Origin of the sequence: Histophilus somni 2336 (assembly GCF_000019405.1) — a bacterium.
Taxonomy (GTDB): Bacteria; Pseudomonadota; Gammaproteobacteria; order Enterobacterales; family Pasteurellaceae; genus Histophilus; species Histophilus somni.
In genome coordinates this window covers 222,394-240,363 of the sequence record NC_010519.1, presented here as the reverse complement: position 1 = coordinate 240,363, position 17,970 = coordinate 222,394, and the positions used below count along the sequence as shown (strand labels likewise).

At 36.8% G+C, this 17,970-nt stretch carries 11 protein-coding genes; 6 read left to right on the top strand and 5 right to left on the bottom strand.

Annotated features, from left to right (window positions below):
- Positions 1-10: 10 nt before the first annotated feature.
- Positions 11-1,750: a C4-dicarboxylic acid transporter DauA gene (gene dauA / locus HSM_RS01125; protein ID WP_012341091.1), complete on the top strand. Its 1,740-nt coding sequence runs from the start codon at positions 11-13 to the stop codon at positions 1,748-1,750.
- A gap of 42 nt (positions 1,751-1,792) precedes the next feature.
- Here the strand turns inward: dauA and ffh are convergent, their stop codons facing one another.
- Entirely contained in the window at positions 1,793-3,169 is a 1,377-nt protein-coding gene (ffh, locus tag HSM_RS01120) for a signal recognition particle protein (RefSeq protein ID WP_012341090.1), read from the bottom strand.
- 149 nt (positions 3,170-3,318) lie between these two features.
- Here ffh and HSM_RS01115 point away from each other — a divergent pair, with 149 nt between their 5' ends.
- Complete coding sequence (locus HSM_RS01115; protein WP_011609582.1) at positions 3,319-4,116, top strand: cytochrome C assembly family protein; 798 nt, start codon at positions 3,319-3,321, stop codon at positions 4,114-4,116.
- A gap of 69 nt (positions 4,117-4,185) precedes the next feature.
- On the top strand, positions 4,186-5,445 hold the full coding sequence (locus HSM_RS01110; RefSeq protein WP_012341088.1) for an HlyC/CorC family transporter: 1,260 nt from the start codon (positions 4,186-4,188) through the stop codon (positions 5,443-5,445).
- A gap of 33 nt (positions 5,446-5,478) precedes the next feature.
- Here HSM_RS01110 and HSM_RS01105 read toward each other — a convergent pair whose 3' ends face one another.
- Positions 5,479-6,870 carry a GspE/PulE family protein gene (locus tag HSM_RS01105; RefSeq protein WP_136122165.1) on the bottom strand — a complete coding sequence of 464 codons (1,392 nt, stop codon included), beginning with the start codon at positions 6,868-6,870 and terminating at the stop codon, positions 5,479-5,481.
- Between the two features lie 382 nt (positions 6,871-7,252).
- On the opposite strand from HSM_RS01105, the gene tig reads away from it, so the two are divergent.
- The 3 genes from tig (at position 7,253) to clpX (ending at position 10,478) form a co-directional block, all read left to right on the top strand.
- On the top strand, positions 7,253-8,551 hold the full coding sequence (gene tig / locus HSM_RS01100; protein ID WP_011609585.1) for a trigger factor: 1,299 nt from the start codon (positions 7,253-7,255) through the stop codon (positions 8,549-8,551).
- Positions 8,552-8,636: 85 nt separating this feature from the next.
- Complete coding sequence (clpP, locus tag HSM_RS01095; RefSeq protein WP_012341086.1) at positions 8,637-9,218, top strand: ATP-dependent Clp endopeptidase proteolytic subunit ClpP; 582 nt, start codon at positions 8,637-8,639, stop codon at positions 9,216-9,218.
- Positions 9,219-9,233: 15 nt separating this feature from the next.
- Entirely contained in the window at positions 9,234-10,478 is a 1,245-nt protein-coding gene (clpX, locus tag HSM_RS01090) for an ATP-dependent protease ATP-binding subunit ClpX (protein WP_012341085.1), read from the top strand.
- A gap of 397 nt (positions 10,479-10,875) precedes the next feature.
- Here the strand turns inward: clpX and ilvD are convergent, their stop codons facing one another.
- The 3 genes from ilvD to tamB all read right to left on the bottom strand — a co-directional run bounded on the left by ilvD (position 10,876) and on the right by tamB (position 17,964).
- The gene (gene ilvD, locus HSM_RS01085) at positions 10,876-12,711 is read right to left on the bottom strand and encodes a dihydroxy-acid dehydratase (protein WP_012341084.1); all 1,836 of its coding nucleotides are present in this window, start codon (positions 12,709-12,711) and stop codon (positions 10,876-10,878) included.
- 172 nt (positions 12,712-12,883) lie between these two features.
- Positions 12,884-14,434: a Ppx/GppA phosphatase family protein gene (locus tag HSM_RS01080; protein WP_012341083.1), complete on the bottom strand. Its 1,551-nt coding sequence runs from the start codon at positions 14,432-14,434 to the stop codon at positions 12,884-12,886.
- 2 nt (positions 14,435-14,436) lie between these two features.
- Positions 14,437-17,964 (bottom strand): autotransporter assembly complex protein TamB, encoded by a 3,528-nt coding sequence (gene tamB / locus HSM_RS01075; RefSeq protein ID WP_012341082.1) that lies wholly within the window; start codon positions 17,962-17,964, stop codon positions 14,437-14,439.
- Positions 17,965-17,970: the final 6 nt, after the last annotated feature.

The following is a 17,970-nucleotide window of genomic DNA, read 5'->3' as shown; positions in this document are numbered from 1 at the left end:
TGGAATTTATATGTTGAAAAAGTGGTTTTTAACTAAAAATATTTTTCTTGCCGTTCGTCCTTTTAGTGCACTACAAGATAGCTTTAAAATTGGCTATGGTAAGTCGCATCTTATAAAGGACATTATTGCAGGACTTACTGTTGGTGTTATTGCTATTCCTTTGTCCATGGCATTAGCTATTGCCAGCGGTGTACCGCCTCAGCACGGCTTATATACCGCTATTGTTGCTGGGATAGTGATTGCTCTGTCCGGTGGCTCTCGTTTTAATATTTCCGGCCCTACAGCGGCATTTGTGGTGATTTTATACCCTGTGACGCAGCAATTTGGGTTAAGCGGGTTACTCATGGCAACTCTATTGTCAGGGATTATTTTAATTTTAATGGCTTTTTTTCGTCTAGGTCGTTTGATTGAATATATTCCGCTCTCTGTAACGCTTGGTTTTACTTGTGGAATTGGGATTGTGATTGCGACATTGCAAATTAAAGATTTTCTTGGCTTGAATGTCGCCACAATGCCGGTACATTACCTTGGCAAATTGCAAGCAATTTTTACCGCACTTCCAACGATTAATTGGGCTGATGCTGCAGTCGGAACTGTAACGCTAATTTTACTGACAAAATGGCATAAGTTTCGTTTACCTATACCCGGTCATCTGCCCGCTGTTATTATCGGTACGTTATTATCCATTGCATTGATTCATTTTGGCTTTGATGTGGCAACAATAGGCTCTTCTTTTAGTTATAGCCTATCAGACGGTAGTACGGGATATGGTATTCCGAATGTCATACCCGAAATTATTTTGCCTTGGAATTTTCCCAATGCTGATGGAGAAGTGATCAATTGGGATTTCAATACCTTGCAGGCCTTATTGCCGGCGGCATTTTCTATGGCAGTATTAGGTGCAATTGAATCTCTACTTTGTGCGGTGATATTGGATAATATGACTAGTACTAAGCACCATTCTAATAATGAATTATTGGCTCAAGGGTTAGGAAATATCGTTGCACCATTTTTAGGAGGGATTACAGCAACAGCAGCTATTGCCCGTTCTGCGGCTAATGTGAAATCAGGGGCGGTGTCACCTATTTCCAGTGTGATACATGCTTTATTAGTTTTATTCTCTCTATTATTTTTTGCAAAAGCATTGTCTTATTTACCGCTTGCCTCTATGTCTGCGTTGTTGCTTGTGGTTGCTTGGAATATGGCAAACGTTGGGCAAATTGTTCAATTAATCCGTCGATCAGGTTTGAATGAAATTGCAGTCTTGCTGACTTGTTTAACTTTAACTGTCATTTTTGACATGGTAATTGCAATTACCGTTGGCGTGCTTTTAGCAAGTCTATTGTTTATTCGTACTATTGCTGAAATGACAAGATCTTTTGAAATTGCACATCCTGAGGATCTGTGTGATACCGTAGTTTTTCGTATTAGTGGACCGCTCTTTTTTGCCGCAGCGGATAACTTGTTTGCCGACTTACATGAAAAAACTACTCATACAGGGAAAGAGATCAAACATATTGTATTGCAATGTGATGCAGTAACTGTGCTTGATGCTGGAGGAATTCATGCTTTGACCCGTTTTATCCAACATATGTTGCCTTCACAAGAATTGCATATGTGCAATATGCAGTTCCAACCCTTAAGAACGATTGTTAAATCTAAGACAGTGAAAGAAATACATAAAATTCATTTTAGTACGAATTTGGACGTGGTCTATCGCAAGATTAGAGATTTAACAAAAACTGAATAAAAGAAAGGCGAGTATCCAACTCGCCCTATAAATATGTGGATATTAACGTCTAAACATATTTCCTAATCCACCTAATCCCCCCATCATGCCTTGCATGCCACGCATCATTCTCGCCATACCGCCTTTTCGCATTTTTTTCATCATACGCTGCATTTCATTGAACTGTCTCAACAGATTATTCACATCTTGCACTTGTGTACCTGATCCCAATGCAATTCGGCGTCGGCGTGAACCTTTAATAATATCCGGATTAGCACGCTCTTTTAAGGTCATAGAATTAATAATTGCCTCCATTTTATTGAACATTTTATCATCAACTTGACTTTTTACATGATCAGGGAGATTTCTCGCACCCGGTAGTTTTTCCAGCATGGACATCATTCCGCCCATTTTTTTCATTTCGATAAGTTGTTCACGAAAATCTTCAAGAGTAAAGCTATCTCCTTTCTTGAATTTTTTTGCCATTTTTTCTGCTTTTTCTTGATCGACTGAACGTTGTAGATCTTCAATCAAAGAAAGAACATCACCCATACCTAAAATACGAGAAGCAATACGATCCGGATGGAACGGTTCAAGTGCCTCGGTTTTTTCACCGACACCTAAGAATTTAATTGGTTTTCCGGTAATATGACGAATAGAAAGTGCCGCACCACCACGAGCATCACCGTCAACTTTCGTTAAAATGATCCCCGTCAGTGGTAATGCCTCATTAAATGCTTTTGCTGTATTTGCCGCATCTTGACCAGTCATAGCATCGACAGTAAATAGGGTCTCAATTGGATTAAGTGCGGTATGAATTTGTTGAATTTCTTCCATCATTGTGTCATCTACATGCAAACGACCGGCAGTATCAACAATTAGGACATCATAGAATTTTAGTTTTGCCTCAGCCAATGCAGTACGTGCAATTTCAACAGGTTTTTGTGAAACATTGGAAGGATAAAAATCAACGCCGATAGATTGAGCCAATGTTTCCAACTGTTTAATTGCTGCCGGACGATAGACGTCGACAGAAACTACCATTATTTTCTTTTTGTAGTTCTCTTTTAGGAATTTCGCCAATTTACCGACGGAGGTTGTTTTTCCTGCACCTTGTAAACCTGCCATTAAAATCACAGCTGGTGGTTGAGTGGCTAAATTGAGTTTTTCGTTTGCCACCCCCATGGCTTTTTCTAATTCGGTTTGGACAATTTTGAGAAATTCTTGTCCAGGCGTAAGACTTTTATTGACTTCTTCGCCAATCGCTCGTTCCTTGACTTGATGAATAAATTCACGGACAACAGGTAAGGCAACGTCAGCCTCTAATAACGCCATTCTGACTTCACGCAATGTATCTTTAATATTATCTTCAGTTAAACGACCTTTTCCGGTAATATTACGCAAGGTTTTTGACAAGCGATCCGATAAATTTTCAAACATTTCTAATCCTATATTTTCTTGAAAAAACTACTGCTTTAATTATACTGAAATTCGGTAAATTTTCATCATTTGCAAGAAATTTATAGCGATTTTATCAAGTGGATAAGTTAGAATAAGAACCATTATTATATATTGTGTAAGGTAAATTTATGTGGTTTGCGGTTATTTCAGCTTTTTTTTATTTAATTAGCATTTTATTAATCATGCCAATGTTATTAGGGCAAGGCGGTCAAGAAGTTAAGTTGAATAAAATGGCTTTTTTAGTCACCGCACTCATCGCAATTATTAGCCATTTTATTGCGTTAAATAAGTTATTTATTCATTTGTTCATAGGTAATAATTTCACGTTAATTGAAATTTGCTCGTTAGTGAGTGCCATGATTGCTGCTATTGCAACTGTTGCCATTTTGGCTCGAGTAAAAACACTTTGGTTTCTGTTGCCTATAGTTTACTGTTTTTCTATTATCAATTTAATTTTACAAGCATTATTACCTGAAATTTGGGTTTATCATTTAAGTCAAAATACAAGTTTATTATTCCATATTGCCTTATCTTTATTTGCATATTCCGTTTGTTTTATTGCTATGTTGTATGCCATTCAATTACGCTGGATTGATAATAGCTTAAAAAGTAAAAAATTAACTTTCTCACCGGTTGTTCCTCCATTAATGACCGTTGAAAAACATTTCTTTCGCTCTTTGTTTAGCGGGCAAATATTACTTACTTTGACACTTATTTCCGGTAGCATTCAATTAATTGATTTTTTCTCCGCTCATAATATTCCCAAAGCTATTTTTTCGTTTTTAGCTTGGTTTGTTTTCGGTATAGCTTTATTTGGACATTGGAAATTATATTGGCGAGGAAAAAGAATGATTATTTATACAATTTCAGGTATGATCTTGCTCACTGTCGCTTATTTCGGTAGTCGTGTTATTTTAGAGTTATAAAATGTCTTGGTCTCATTGTCATAAGTAAAAATATTATGGCATTATGGAAATGAATGAAAGGATTATATTTTGGATAGTATCCCCCTTAGTACCTTATTTATTACATTAATTATCTTACTTATTCTCTCAGCTTATTTTTCCGGTTCTGAAACGGGAGTGCTTTCCGTTAATCGCTATCGTATGCGATTTTTAGCAGAAAAAGGGCATAAAGGGGCACAAAAAACAGAGAAATTGCTTAAGAGAACGGATGTTTTCCTCAGTCTAATTTTAATTTGCAATAACTTAGTTAATATTTCCGCATCAGCAATTGCAACCATTATAGGTATGCGTATATATGGTGATGTTGGCGTTGCCGTTGCGACAGGTTTATTGACCTTTGTAATGTTAATTTTTTCAGAAATTTTTCCTAAAACTATTGCCGCACTTTATCCTGAAAAAGTTGCTTTTGTTTCAAGTCATATTATTAGCATACTATTGAAAATTTTTAGTCCATTAGTTTTTATTATAAATCTATTTATTAGCGGGCTAATGAAACTTTTTCGTTTAAAAAATGAAGTAAAAGCACATTCTCTTAACTCAGAAGAATTACGTGCAATAGTGAATCAATCAGGACAATATATCCCTTCTGCACACCAAGAAATGCTTCTTTCTATTTTGGACTTAGAGAAAGTTACGGTCGATGACATTATGGTGCCACGTAATGATATAGCCGGTATTGATGTTGATGATGATTGGAAAGCGATTATGCGTCAGCTGAATCATGCCGCTCACGGGCGTGTTGTACTTTATAAAGGCAGTATTGATGAAAATGTACTGGGTATATTACGGGTTCGTGAGGCTTATCGCCTAATGCTGGATAAAAATGAATTTAGTAAAGAAACGCTCATTCGTGCAGTAGATGAAACTTATTTTATCCCTGAGGGGACAGAATTAAATACTCAATTACTTAATTTCCGCAACAATAAAGAACGTATTGGCTTGGTCGTAGACGAATATGGGGATATTAAAGGACTCGTAACGTTAGAAGATATTTTGGAAGAAATTGTCGGTGAATTTACCACTTCAACCGCCCCATCTATTGATGAAGAAGTGACACAGCAATCTGACGGAACAATAATTATTGAAGGATCTGCCAATTTACGTGATTTAAATAAATTATTTAATTGGAATTTAGATACCGAAGATGCCCGCACTTTTAATGGATTGATTTTAGAACATTTAGAAGAAATTCCTAATGAAGGAACTGAATGTGAAATAAATGGGCTAAAAATTACTGTATTAGAAGTGGCGGATAATATGATTAAACAAGTTAAAGTTGAAAAAGTTTAAATAGGTTAAAAGCGGATCATGAAGATCCGTTTTTTATTCACTACTTTGTCCAATAACTCTATCCACTTCTGCTAAATCTGTTATTTCTAACCGCACTTTTTCCATTGCACTTTCACGCAAATGAGCATAATCCGTTTGGTAGCAAATATGATTATCTATTAGATGCGGTTGTAAAAATTGATAAACACCAATTCGCCCTTGATATTTCTGATGACAAGTGCAATTTTCATTTTCTGTATGTGGACATTTTTTTCGTACCAAGCGTTGAGCGATGACCAATAATAAACTATTGTCAATTTCATGTTGCTTTACCCCTAATTGAAGCAAGCGTGAAACTGCCGACGGAGCATCATTTGTATGTAAAGTTGAGAGAACAAGATGTCCGGTTTGTGCTGCTCTTAATGCCATTATTGCACTTTCATTATCCCGAATTTCACCCAACATAATAATGTCAGGATCTTGACGAAGAAAAGTTCTTAACAGTCGGCTAAAATCTAACCCGATCTGCGGATTTATTTGACATTGAATGATACCGTTCAATTCAATTTCTATCGGATCTTCCGCTGTCATAATATGTTTGTGCTTATCATTCAGCCATTGAAGTGCGGTGTAAAGTGAGATACTTTTTCCACTCCCTGTTGGACCGGTCACTAAAATGAGTCCTTGGGGTTGAGATAGTGCCTGTTTGAATGATTTTTGCTGGTTTTCTGTCATGCCGAGTTCCGCAAAACTCAACTGTACAGGTTTATTTTGCTGTAAACGCAACACGGCTTTTTCACCCATATTCGTCGGAAGGGTTGATAAACGAAAATCAAGGATGTCAGAAAATGTTGTTTTAAAATGAAATCGTCCATCTTGAGGTAACCGTGTTTCGCTTATATCCAATTTGGCCAGTAACTTTAAACGTGAAAGAATACGCTTACTCAGCGAAAGCGGAAGAGGCGATTGGCATTGTAAAATACCGTCTATTCTGAAACGTATTTGCAAGCAATTCATTTGCGGTTCAATATGAATATCTGATACATGTTGCTTTAACGCATTTTCAAAAATGTGATCTAAAAGTTGAATCACGGGTTCATCAGACTTTTCAGTTACTTCTATACGATGCTCGGCTACATATTGATTTATAGGTTGCTCTTCAACGAACATATTATTTTGCTGTGGTGATAAGTTTTGTAGTAACTGTTTAAGTAATTGGTTATTAAGTAAAACCGGTTCTACAATTTTTCCATACAAAAATGCAAATGTTTCACAGGCACTAATATTATTTAGACTATCAACGCCTAACCATAACGTTTGTTCATTTTCCTGTAAAGGAATGGCAAAATAGCGTAGCAGAATTTGGGATTGTTGCTGATTTCTTTGCCATAAGTGCGGTGTTATTTCATAAGTATCTCCATCGATCGACATCACTATAGGAGACATATCTTCAGATTGAGGAATTATCATATTGTGCGTTTATATTATTCGGTTAATGATGTACTGAGAATTTTGTTGCAAAAAGAAAATATGGAAAATACCATCGCACTTTTTTTACGATCTGGATCGTAAAAATAACTTTTTGTGATATGCGAACATCAGAAATTTTATATTTCTCAACAGGAGAACCAAAATTATGGAAAAATTTCTTGGCAAAAAAATTTTATCTATTAGGCTAAAAAATGTTCAAATGCAGATTTTTATTTGTCATTTCCTCGACTGTTTGCTTTTGTATCGCTATAATTCCTCGTCTTTTAATGTAAATTTAATTTACTAACGTGTTCGGTGCGTGTTTCCGCCGAGTACAAATTCTTTTTGAGGTAACATAATGTCATTTAATATTGAAACAACTCAAGGTCTTGAGCGTCGTGTAAATATCACCGTTCCTTCTGAAGCTGTTGAGCAAGCTGTGCGTGAAGAATTGAAACGTGTAGCAAAAAATGCACGTATTGACGGTTTCCGTAAAGGTAAAGTACCGGCACAAATGATTGAAAAACGTTTTGGTGCATCTGTTCGCCAAGATGTATTAGGCGATTTATTACAAAAACATTTTTTCAATGTGATGCTTGAAAATAAAGTGAATTTAGCCGGTCGCCCAGAATTTACAGTAGAACAATTTGAAGCTGGTAAAGAATTAAAATTTACAGCGACTTTTGAGGTTTATCCAGAGGTTCAGCTTCAAGGACTGGATAAAATCAAGGTTGAAAAACCGGTTGTGGAAATTTCAGACGCCGATATTGATAAGATGCTTGACATTTTACGTAAACAACAAGCAACTTGGATTGAAACTCAAGATGTTGCTAAAGCTGATGATCGTGTTACTATCGATTTCGTTGGCTCTGTTGATGGCGAAGAGTTTGAGGGTGGAAAATCAACAGACTTTGTTTTGGCAATGGGGCAAGGTCGGATGATTCCCGGTTTTGAAGAGGGTATCATTGGTCATAAAGCGGGTGAACAATTTGAAATTAATGTAACCTTCCCTGAAACTTATCATGCTGAAAATCTAAAAGGGAAAGCTGCTAAATTTTCGATTACTTTGAAAAAAGTAGAAGTAATGCAATTACCTGAATTAACAGATGAATTTGTGGCAAAATTTGGCCCTAATACAAAAAATGTAGCGGATTTACGCAATGAAATTGCAAAAAATATGCAACGTGAATTGAAAAATGCTTTGGTTTCTCGTATTAAAACTCAGGTAATTGACGGTTTGTTAGAGCAAAATCCAATTGAAGTACCTACTGCCGCAGTTGAGCAAGAAATTGAAGTATTACGTAATCAAGCAGCACAACGTTTTGGCGGTAATGCTCAACAAGCTGCACAATTACCACGTGAATTATTCGAAGAACAAGCTAAACGCCGTGTTCAGGTTGGTTTATTATTCTCTGAAGTCATCTCTTCTAATGAGTTAAAGGCTGATGAAGAACGTGTTAAAGCGATGATCGCAGATATTGCATCAGCTTATGAACAACCAGCAGAAGTGATTGAATATTATAGTAAAAACAAAGAGTTAATGAATAACATTCGCAATGTCGTGTTAGAACAACAAGCTGTTGATGCTGTATTAACGAAAGCACAGGTAACTGAGAAAGCGTCTTCGTTTGATGAAGTAATGAACCCTCAAGCGTAATTTATAGCTTTTTATAGTTTTAAGTGCGGTCGTTTTGTAAGAATGACCGCACTTTTGTTATTTAGATTTTTTAGAAGAGGTATATATGAGCGTCATTCCTATGGTCGTAGAACAAACATCAAGAGGCGAACGATCTTATGATATTTATTCACGTCTATTAAAAGAGCGGGTGATTTTTCTGACTGGAGAAGTTGAAGATCGTATGGCAAACTTGATTGTTGCTCAACTTCTCTTTTTGGAAGCGGAAGATCCAGCAAAAGACATTAATATTTATATAAACTCTCCCGGCGGTTCAGTCACTGCCGGAATGGCAATTTATGATACTATGCAATTTATTAAGCCTAATGTGAGAACTCTTTGTATTGGACAAGCATGTTCAATGGGAGCATTTTTATTGGCGGGTGGCACAGCAGGTAAAAGGGCGGCATTGCCTCATGCAAGAGTGATGATTCATCAGCCTTTAGGTGGCTTTAGAGGACAAGCCTCTGATATTCAAATTCATGCACAAGAAATTTTAAAAATTAAGCAGACGTTAAATGAACGTTTAGCATTTCATACAGGACAATCTATTGAACAAATTGAACAAGATACTGATCGTGATAATTTTATGTCTGCAGAACAGGCAAAATTGTACGGTTTAGTTGATGACGTGTTAATTAAACGGTAGATATTGGGTAAAGAAATGACAAAAGAAAAAGAATTACATTGCTCTTTTTGTGGTAAGGAACAAAAAGAAGTAGATAAATTAATTGCAGGCACATCCGGTTATATTTGTAATGAGTGTATTGAATTATGTCATGACATGTTAGCTAATGCGGATGACATCGAAGAAATTGATGAAGAATTTCAAGAGGAAGAGCCTAAATTACCGACACCACATGAAATTCGTGCACATTTAGATGATTATGTCATAGGCCAAGATTATGCTAAAAAAGTATTAGCTGTGGCGGTGTATAATCATTATAAACGTTTACGTAGCGAAAAAAATACTTCTGAGGTTGAATTGGGCAAAAGTAATATTTTGCTTATCGGCCCGACAGGCAGTGGCAAGACTTTATTGGCACAAACGTTAGCTCGTATGCTCAATGTTCCCTTTGCAATGGCAGATGCAACAACTTTAACTGAAGCGGGATATGTTGGTGAAGATGTTGAAAATGTCTTGCAAAAATTATTACAAAATTGTGATTATGATATAGAGAAAGCTCAACAAGGTATTATCTATATTGATGAAATTGATAAGATTACACGTAAGTCTGAAAATCCTTCTATTACTCGTGATGTATCAGGCGAAGGTGTGCAGCAGGCTTTACTAAAATTAGTTGAAGGAACGGTAGCTTCTATTCCTCCACAAGGCGGACGAAAGCATCCTCAACAAGAAATGTTGCGTGTGGACACCTCTAAGATTTTATTTATTTGTGGCGGTGCTTTTGCCGGTTTAGATAAAATTATTGAGAAAAGAACGAATACCAGTGGCAAAGGTATTGGTTTTGGTGCTGATGTTCGTATTGATGAAGAGAAAGTCAGTTTAACCGAATTATTTAAGCAAGTTGAACCTGATGATTTAATGAAATTTGGCTTAATACCGGAGTTTATCGGTCGTTTACCTGTTATCGCACCTTTAAGCGAACTGGATGAGGAGGCTTTGGTAAAAATTTTAACTGAGCCGAAAAATGCCCTAACTAAGCAATATCAAGTTTTATTCAGCTTAGAAAATATTGAATTAGAATTTACCCAAGAAGCATTGATTGCAATGGCGAAAAAAGCACTAGCTCGTAAAACAGGTGCCAGAGGTTTGCGATCTATTGTTGAAACCCTATTGCTTGATACTATGTATGATCTCCCTTCTATTGAAAACTTACAGAAAGTTATAGTGGAAGAAGAAACAGTCACCGAAAATAAAGTGCCAGTATTGAAGTTCAATAGTTAATAAAAAGGTGTGATTTTATCCTGCTATCTAAAAAAGCACAGTAGACAAAAGTTGGTTTTGATTATTTTTATTAATCATCACTAACTTTTTCTATTACAGAAAGTGCCATTTTCACTACCATTTCTGCTTTGACGTCCTCCCCTAGCTAAAGCAAGGAGATTCCTACCAGCTCCCATTGCAAGCAATGGGCTACTCTCGGTGGGTTTCTGCTGCTGACCGCCAATGCGATTCACTTCACAGACGCTACGGGCACGTCCTGCCCTGATTATGCCGTCATTGAGAGTCTAAAGCGACCTCTGTTAGCAGTAAGAAGTATATCATATTTGTGCTTTATATCCCCCCCTAAAGGACGTGGTTTTAGGGCACGATTAGATAAAAAACACCGCACTTTTAACTTTTATATCTTCGTTTTATCTCGTACTGCACCCTTGTCCGCAGATGTTGCGAAATATCCGTAAACTTTTAGAGCAAAGGAAACTTCTCTCTGGCGATTAGCTGGTTTCCAGCCAAGTTTATCTTGCTCTGCTCGACGCTCAGCAAGTTCTTCTTCGGATACCATCAATTCGATGCGACGATTTGGAATATCAATCTCAATAATATCACCATCTTTTACTACACCAATTAAACCGCCTGCCGCCGCCTCCGGTGAGCAGTGTCCGATAGACAGTCCCGATGTACCACCGGAGAAACGACCATCTGTAAGTAAGGCACAAGCTTTACCTAAGCCCATAGATTTGAGATAACTGGTTGGATAAAGCATTTCTTGCATACCCGGTCCGCCTTTTGGTCCTTCATACCGAATCACCACAACATGTCCAGCTTGTACTTTACCCCCCAAAATGCCTGATACAGCATCTTCTTGACTTTCAAATACAATGGCTTTACCGCTGAACTTTAAAATGCTTTCATCTACTCCAGCAGTTTTGACTATACAACCGTCTAAAGCAATATTGCCTGACAACATAGCTAACCCACCATCTTGGCTGTACGCAAATTCTTTACTGCGAATACAACCATTTTCACGATCATCATCAACCGTATCCCAACGACAATCTTGCGAGAAAGCTTGAGTAGTGCGAATCCCTGCTGGTCCTGCACGGAAAAATTTATGTATGGCTTTATCTTGAGTGAGTTTGATGTCATATTTTGCAATTTGTTCACCTATGCTCATACCCAAAATTGTACGAGTTTGGCTATTCAACAAGCCGGCACGATCTAATTCACCTAAAATTGCCATAATACCGCCAGCACGATGCACATCTTCCATGTGATACTTTTGGGTATTTGGTGCAACTTTGCTCAGGCACGGTACTACCCGAGAAAGGCGATCAATATCCGCCATAGTGAAATTGACTTCCGCTTCCTGTGCAGCAGCTAATAAATGCAAAACGGTATTGGTCGAACCACCCATAGCGATATCAAGACTCATAGCGTTATCAAAGGCTTCTTTTGTGGCAATTGAGCGAGGTAAAACAGATGTATCATCTTGTTCATAATAACGTTTGCACAGTTCAACAATCTGTTTTCCTGCCGCTAAGAAAAGTTGTTTGCGGTCGGCATGAGTAGCCAAACATGAGCCATTTCCCGGTAAGCTCAAGCCCAGTGCTTCGGTTAAACAATTCATTGAATTGGCGGTAAACATACCTGAACAAGAGCCACAAGTTGGACAAGCAGAACGCTCAATTTGTTCGCTGACATCATCTGAAACATTCGGATTTGCACCTTGAATCATAGCATCCACTAAGTCTAATTTAATGATTTGATCGGATAATTTGGTTTTACCCGCTTCCATTGGGCCACCTGAAACAAAGACTGTTGGAATATTCAAACGCAATGCGGCCATTAACATTCCCGGTGTGATCTTATCGCAGTTAGAAATACAAACCATCGCATCAGCACAGTGAGCGTTAACCATATATTCAACACTATCGGCAATTAAATCTCGGCTCGGTAAAGAATAGAGCATACCTCCATGCCCCATAGCAATTCCATCATCTACAGCGATGGTATTAAACTCTTTTGCTACCCCACCAAATTTTTCAATTTCAGCAGCAACTAGTTGCCCCATATCTTTTAAGTGAACATGTCCGGGTACAAATTGAGTAAATGAATTGACAACCGCGATAATCGGTTTACCGAAATCATTTTCTTTCATTCCTGTTGCCCGCCATAAAGCACGTGCACCTGCCATATTACGACCTTGTGTACTGGTCGCTGAACGTAGTTTAGGCATAATCTCTCCAAGTAAAATAATATTATTTTTAAATTTTTATCACTGTTTCTTGCATTCTTAAACACATCGCTAATCATGTTAAAACTGCCCGTCTTCATTGCTTGATTAGTCTATCTTATCGTAGTACTCAATAACTGATATGAAACAAGCACGTTCTACTATATAACGTTTTTTAAGAATAAAAGTCCAGTGCTAAGTTAAATTCTGACAAGCGTTTTTGTTCTTCCATCAATTCATTTTTGACTAAAGGGTTATGCTCAAGATATTCTGCATCAAAATATAATGACCATTTTTTTAGAGTGCGGTCGATTTTTAGGGTAATGTTATTTGTTTTCGATGTCGCTTGGCGAGATTTATTGAGTAAAATAGCCAAACGTAATAAACGAACAAGTGCGATTACATCAGCCCTCGGATAGCGTGCAAATTTTCCAATGTCAGGCATTTTGAAATGATTAAATTGGTGATGGATTATTGTAGTAAGTAAGCGTTGCTGTTCTTTATCAAAGCCGGGCAATTCCATATTTTGTAGAATGTAAGCGGAATGTTTTTGTAAATTTTTATGGTTAATCACGACCCCCACTTCATGTAACCTTGCCGCCCATAACAGAATATCTTGCATTTCAGTTTTTAATTCAACAGCTTGCCAACGTTGATATTGTTCACTGAGCAATAAGGTGCTTTGATAGGTTCGCTCCGCTTGTGCGAGATCCACATTAAATTGTTGCATAATACCAAGTGCGGTACGTTGGCGAATATTTTTGACTTGGAAATCCTTTTCCAAGCTATAAATAATCCCCTCACGCAATGCTCCGTCTGAATAACGCATTTCTTTGATAGCAAAGGTTTCAAAAAGTGCGGTCAAAATAGCAAGTCCGGGAACAAATACATCTACACGATCTTCATTAAGTCCATTGATATGTAATTTATTGAAATGGTGAGCTTTCAATACTTGTGTTATCAACTTGTTTAAGTGCGATAATGTGATAATTGCATGTTGATTATAGTTGGTACTAATAACTTGATGAACGGTTTTGATGGTACCGGAAGAACCTAAAACACAATCCCAATTTAAGTCAAGATAAGGTTTGGCAAGATCTTCAATACATTGTTTTGCCGTTTTTTTAGCTCGTTGAAAGTTATCCCTTGATATTTTGCCACATGGAAAAAATTTCTTGGCAAAACTGACACATCCCATATTGCGACTATTGGCAATTAAAGGGATAAAATCATCGCCAATAATCATTTCCGTTGAACCGCCGCCAATATCAATCACGAATTTCCGACCGATCTCAGGTTGGGTATGAGAAACACCGGAATAAATCGTTTTTGCCTCAGTTTCCCCACTAATGATGTTAATCGGATAGGGGAAAACCTCTGCCGCCTGTTGTAAAAATTCTATCTTATTGACCGCACTTCGCAATGTATAAGTACCGACTACATTGATATTTTGAGGATCAAATCCTTGTAAGCGTTCGGCAAAAAGAGCAAGACAGTTTACGCCTCTGGTGATAGCGGCTTGGCTTAACATATTATTTTCATCTAACCCTTCCGCCAATTGTACTTTTTGTTTTAAACGAGATAAAACTTGAATAGAGCCGTTAATAATTCGGGCAATCACCATATGAAAGCTATTGGAGCCTAAATCAATAGCGGCAATTTCTTTCGCTTCACCGCGGTGTTGTACAAGTGCGGTTACTTTTTGTAATAAATTTTCGTTATTCATCGTTAAAATTCAAATTGATAAAGTAGATCGACTGCTTGGTTTATACCGGAAACGGATTGTAAATAAAGTTTAGGTAATAGGCGATAACGTAGGGTCAATTCAGCCAATCCATCGAATAAACCAATACCATATTTTATCTGTAATGTAGGGGTAATATTACCGCTTACGACAACTTTTGAACTGTCGCCAACACCAGAAGTATCCAAGTTCAAATTTTGAATACCAAATACTTTACCAATACCACCGACTAATTTTCCACTCTTAGCTAACCCTATTCCTAATAATGCAGCACCAAGTGAGCCACCGGAACCATTATTTCCGCTATTTTCTAAAGATCGTCCGGTAAGAAGGTAAGAGAGTGCTTGATCTTGAGAGGTACTTGGCTCGGAAAATATAGTGATTTCAGGACTATCGGCAATACCAACTATTTTTGCACCTACTGTCATATTCGTATTTTCCATTGATGTCGGATTTCGTATTGCTTCTATATTTAACATAGGTTGAGAAGGTAAACCGGAAAAGCTAATAATCCCTTTACGAATTAAAAGATCTTGTCCAAAAGATTCATAATGACCATTGTGTAAATTAATTTGTCCAAATAAGCCAAGGTTGCCTTTTTCTTGTTTTACTGAAAGCAAGCCATTTAATTCGGTTTTCAGACCATATGCCTCTAAACGCACATGATCGCCGAGCTTGATTTTTAAGTCAGAGTGAATTTGTATACCACTCTTTGTAGTTGTCTCAATTTCTCCTTTCATCAATTTAACTACTTTAGTTTTTTGGGGACCATCTAAAATCACTTCATCCTTACTGGGAGCAACTATATTGTCAGGTAAACGTTCAATTTCGATCCTTGCCCATGGAATATCAACATTACCACTTAACGCTAATAGTTTAGGTGTTGCATGAATTTCAATATTTGGCGATACCTGTAATTTAGCTATGGAAGGAATATCCACCTTAAATTTATCTGCATTAATATGTAAACCTGCTTGCCAATCGTCGAGCTTACGCCAATTTGCTTGACCTTCAATATTTAAATGACTTTCGTGAGTTTGAATATTTCCTTTTAGAATTGAACGATCACCATAAAAGCTTAGTATAATATTTCCATTTGTTATACCAAAAGGAACTGATTTCAACTTAGCTCGAACTTGACTCACAGCAAATTCACCATTCAAAAGAGGATTACTTAAATCACCTGCAAAACTCAACTTTGCATTGACTTGACCATCTACTTTCTCACTGCTAGCGATTAACTGATTAACTATATTTAAATTCATATCGCTAATTTTTAAATGACCACTTAACCTTTTCTGATTGGTTAAATCAGCTAATTTTAATTCCATATTAACGTCTCCTCGGTTTTGAATATTAAAATTAGAATTTAGGGTTAAGTTATTGTTTTGTAACTCTGTAGTTATATTTAAAGTTGGGATAGCTAAACGAAAAGTACGATAATCTAATTTTTTTGCCACATTGAGATTATCGCCTTTAAGTTGTAGCGTCAAATAAGGAGAACTCTCCGTAAACCATGCGAATTTTCCTTGACCGGATAAATGTCCTTTGAAAATCTCTTGTGAGATCAATTTATTCACTAACGCTAAATTAATTGTTTTAAAATCAAACGGAATTTCTCCGGTTTTTCCTACAATGAACTCTTGTTGAAAACAGAGATGAATATCCGATGATCTCCAGCAATGGGCAGAAACTTGTGCAATTGTCTTTTTATTATCATAAGACAACAAAATATTTTCACTATTGGTCAAATTGCCAATTAAAGAATGAATATTCACTTGACTTAAAATACCTTGCCATTGTTGTAAAGTGCGGTCAAATTTCCCTTGTAAATTTAAGGTTGCTGAAGCCGGCTCGCCCTTTGATTTAAGGATTAAATAGTGTTGTTGTTCCGTTCCCTTAATTTGTAATTTAGTGCTGTTCAATTTAATATTATTTAAACTGAAACCATCAATATCAAGATCGACTTGTCCTTGCACTATATCTTGTAAACTAATGTTAGCCAATAAATCAATTTTGTTAATTCGCATATTATTTAGCCGAACATTATGTCCTTTTAGATCAATATTGCTTTTCAACTTAAGTTTATCTTTCCAGCTCACATTGGCGTTTGCATTCGCCTTCATATTTAACGCATTAACTCGAAGTTGTTGTAAGGTAAATTGTGTCAATCCGCCTTGTAGTACTAAATCCACATTGGTTTCAGGCATTCCCATACCAATGAGCTTGCCTTGTAATGTGGCTTGATAATTGAGCAAATCTCCTTTTGCAGTAAAAAACATGTCCTGAATTTTCAATGGATCTGTAGAGTTTTTCTCAAAGGGATATTGTCCGTTTATTACTTTTAATTCAATGTCAAACGGTGTTTTTTGTGAATAAAGCTCAATTTTACCCTGTAATATCGACTCAAGCGTTCCCTGAGTTTGCAGGAAAAGTGCGGTTTGTTTTTTAAGATTTCCACTTAATGTAAAATTGATGTTACTGTGAGGCAAAAGCAATTTTCCATCATGTTTAAGTTCATTGAGCGTTGCTTGAACTTGTAGTTCTATCGGAAATTCTTGCTTGAGTCGCAATGTCCCCTCACCTCGTAGCTGACCTAAATTACTTTCAAGTTGAAACGTTTGTAATTGAATAGAATTATCTATACTGTCTGCGTGTAAATAAATAGTTGATATTTCAATTTGGTGTAAATCACTTTGCGGTATATTTGAATTACCAATTTGTTGATATAGCCAATTTTTTCCTTGAATACCTTGAATATGTAGATCAAAAGGTAGCTCAATTTCGGGCATATCAGGCAATAACGGTTGATTTAACTGTTGTGTAAGTTTTTCCCAATCAACAGGGGATCTTACAGTTTTTTCACTCTTTTTCTTCTTCGTTGTTTTTTCTGTGAGATGTCGGTGAACTATCGTTAAACCATTAATTTCTGTGGGCAGTAAAGTTAAACCTTGCTCATTGTTTAAAGTAAGTGCGGTCCGAAATTTTGCTAATTTAACTTGCTGTTGGTCTATTGTGAGATCCAGCTGGTTGATCTCAATACCATTGATGTCCACTTCAACAGGTAGCTTGATTTGTTGTATTGGTTGTGACGTTTTAGTTTCCGACTTTGGCAGTTGAGCAGTATCAATCTGAATTTTAGGCTGATTTAAAGTGAGATCTTTTAAGCAAATCTTGCCACTTAATAGACAATGTAAGTCCAGTTTTATATTTGCTTGTTCAATATCAGCTTTAATACCTTGAGTGTGAAAAGCAATTTGTTTTAATTGTAAACCGTCTTGCAACCCACCATCAATTTGAGCAATATGCAGATTATCTATGAAATGATCAGCAAGCTGAATGAGCAAGCGTTGTCCGCTATTTGTAGCCAGTGCGGTTACTAAAAATAAAATAAGTAATAAAATGACCGCACTTATTGTGCATAAAATCCAGCGTAATACCTTACGTTTTGGCTTAACCGAGCGAGTTTCCTGTCGCTCTGTTGTTGTATTTTCATTTGGTATTTGTGTCATTTTTAC

Coding starts and splice junctions, on each gene's coding strand:
- tamB (WP_012341082.1), bottom strand. CDS start 17,964: ATGACACAAATACCAAATGAAAATACAACAACAGAGCGACAGGAAACT.
- ffh (WP_012341090.1), bottom strand. CDS start 3,169: ATGTTTGAAAATTTATCGGATCGCTTGTCAAAAACCTTGCGTAATATT.
- clpP (WP_012341086.1), top strand. CDS start 8,637: ATGAGCGTCATTCCTATGGTCGTAGAACAAACATCAAGAGGCGAACGA.
- dauA (WP_012341091.1), top strand. CDS start 11: ATGTTGAAAAAGTGGTTTTTAACTAAAAATATTTTTCTTGCCGTTCGT.
- tig (WP_011609585.1), top strand. CDS start 7,253: ATGTCATTTAATATTGAAACAACTCAAGGTCTTGAGCGTCGTGTAAAT.
- ilvD (WP_012341084.1), bottom strand. CDS start 12,711: ATGCCTAAACTACGTTCAGCGACCAGTACACAAGGTCGTAATATGGCA.
- HSM_RS01105 (WP_136122165.1), bottom strand. CDS start 6,870: ATGTCTCCTATAGTGATGTCGATCGATGGAGATACTTATGAAATAACA.
- HSM_RS01080 (WP_012341083.1), bottom strand. CDS start 14,434: ATGAATAACGAAAATTTATTACAAAAAGTAACCGCACTTGTACAACAC.
- clpX (WP_012341085.1), top strand. CDS start 9,234: ATGACAAAAGAAAAAGAATTACATTGCTCTTTTTGTGGTAAGGAACAA.
- HSM_RS01115 (WP_011609582.1), top strand. CDS start 3,319: ATGTGGTTTGCGGTTATTTCAGCTTTTTTTTATTTAATTAGCATTTTA.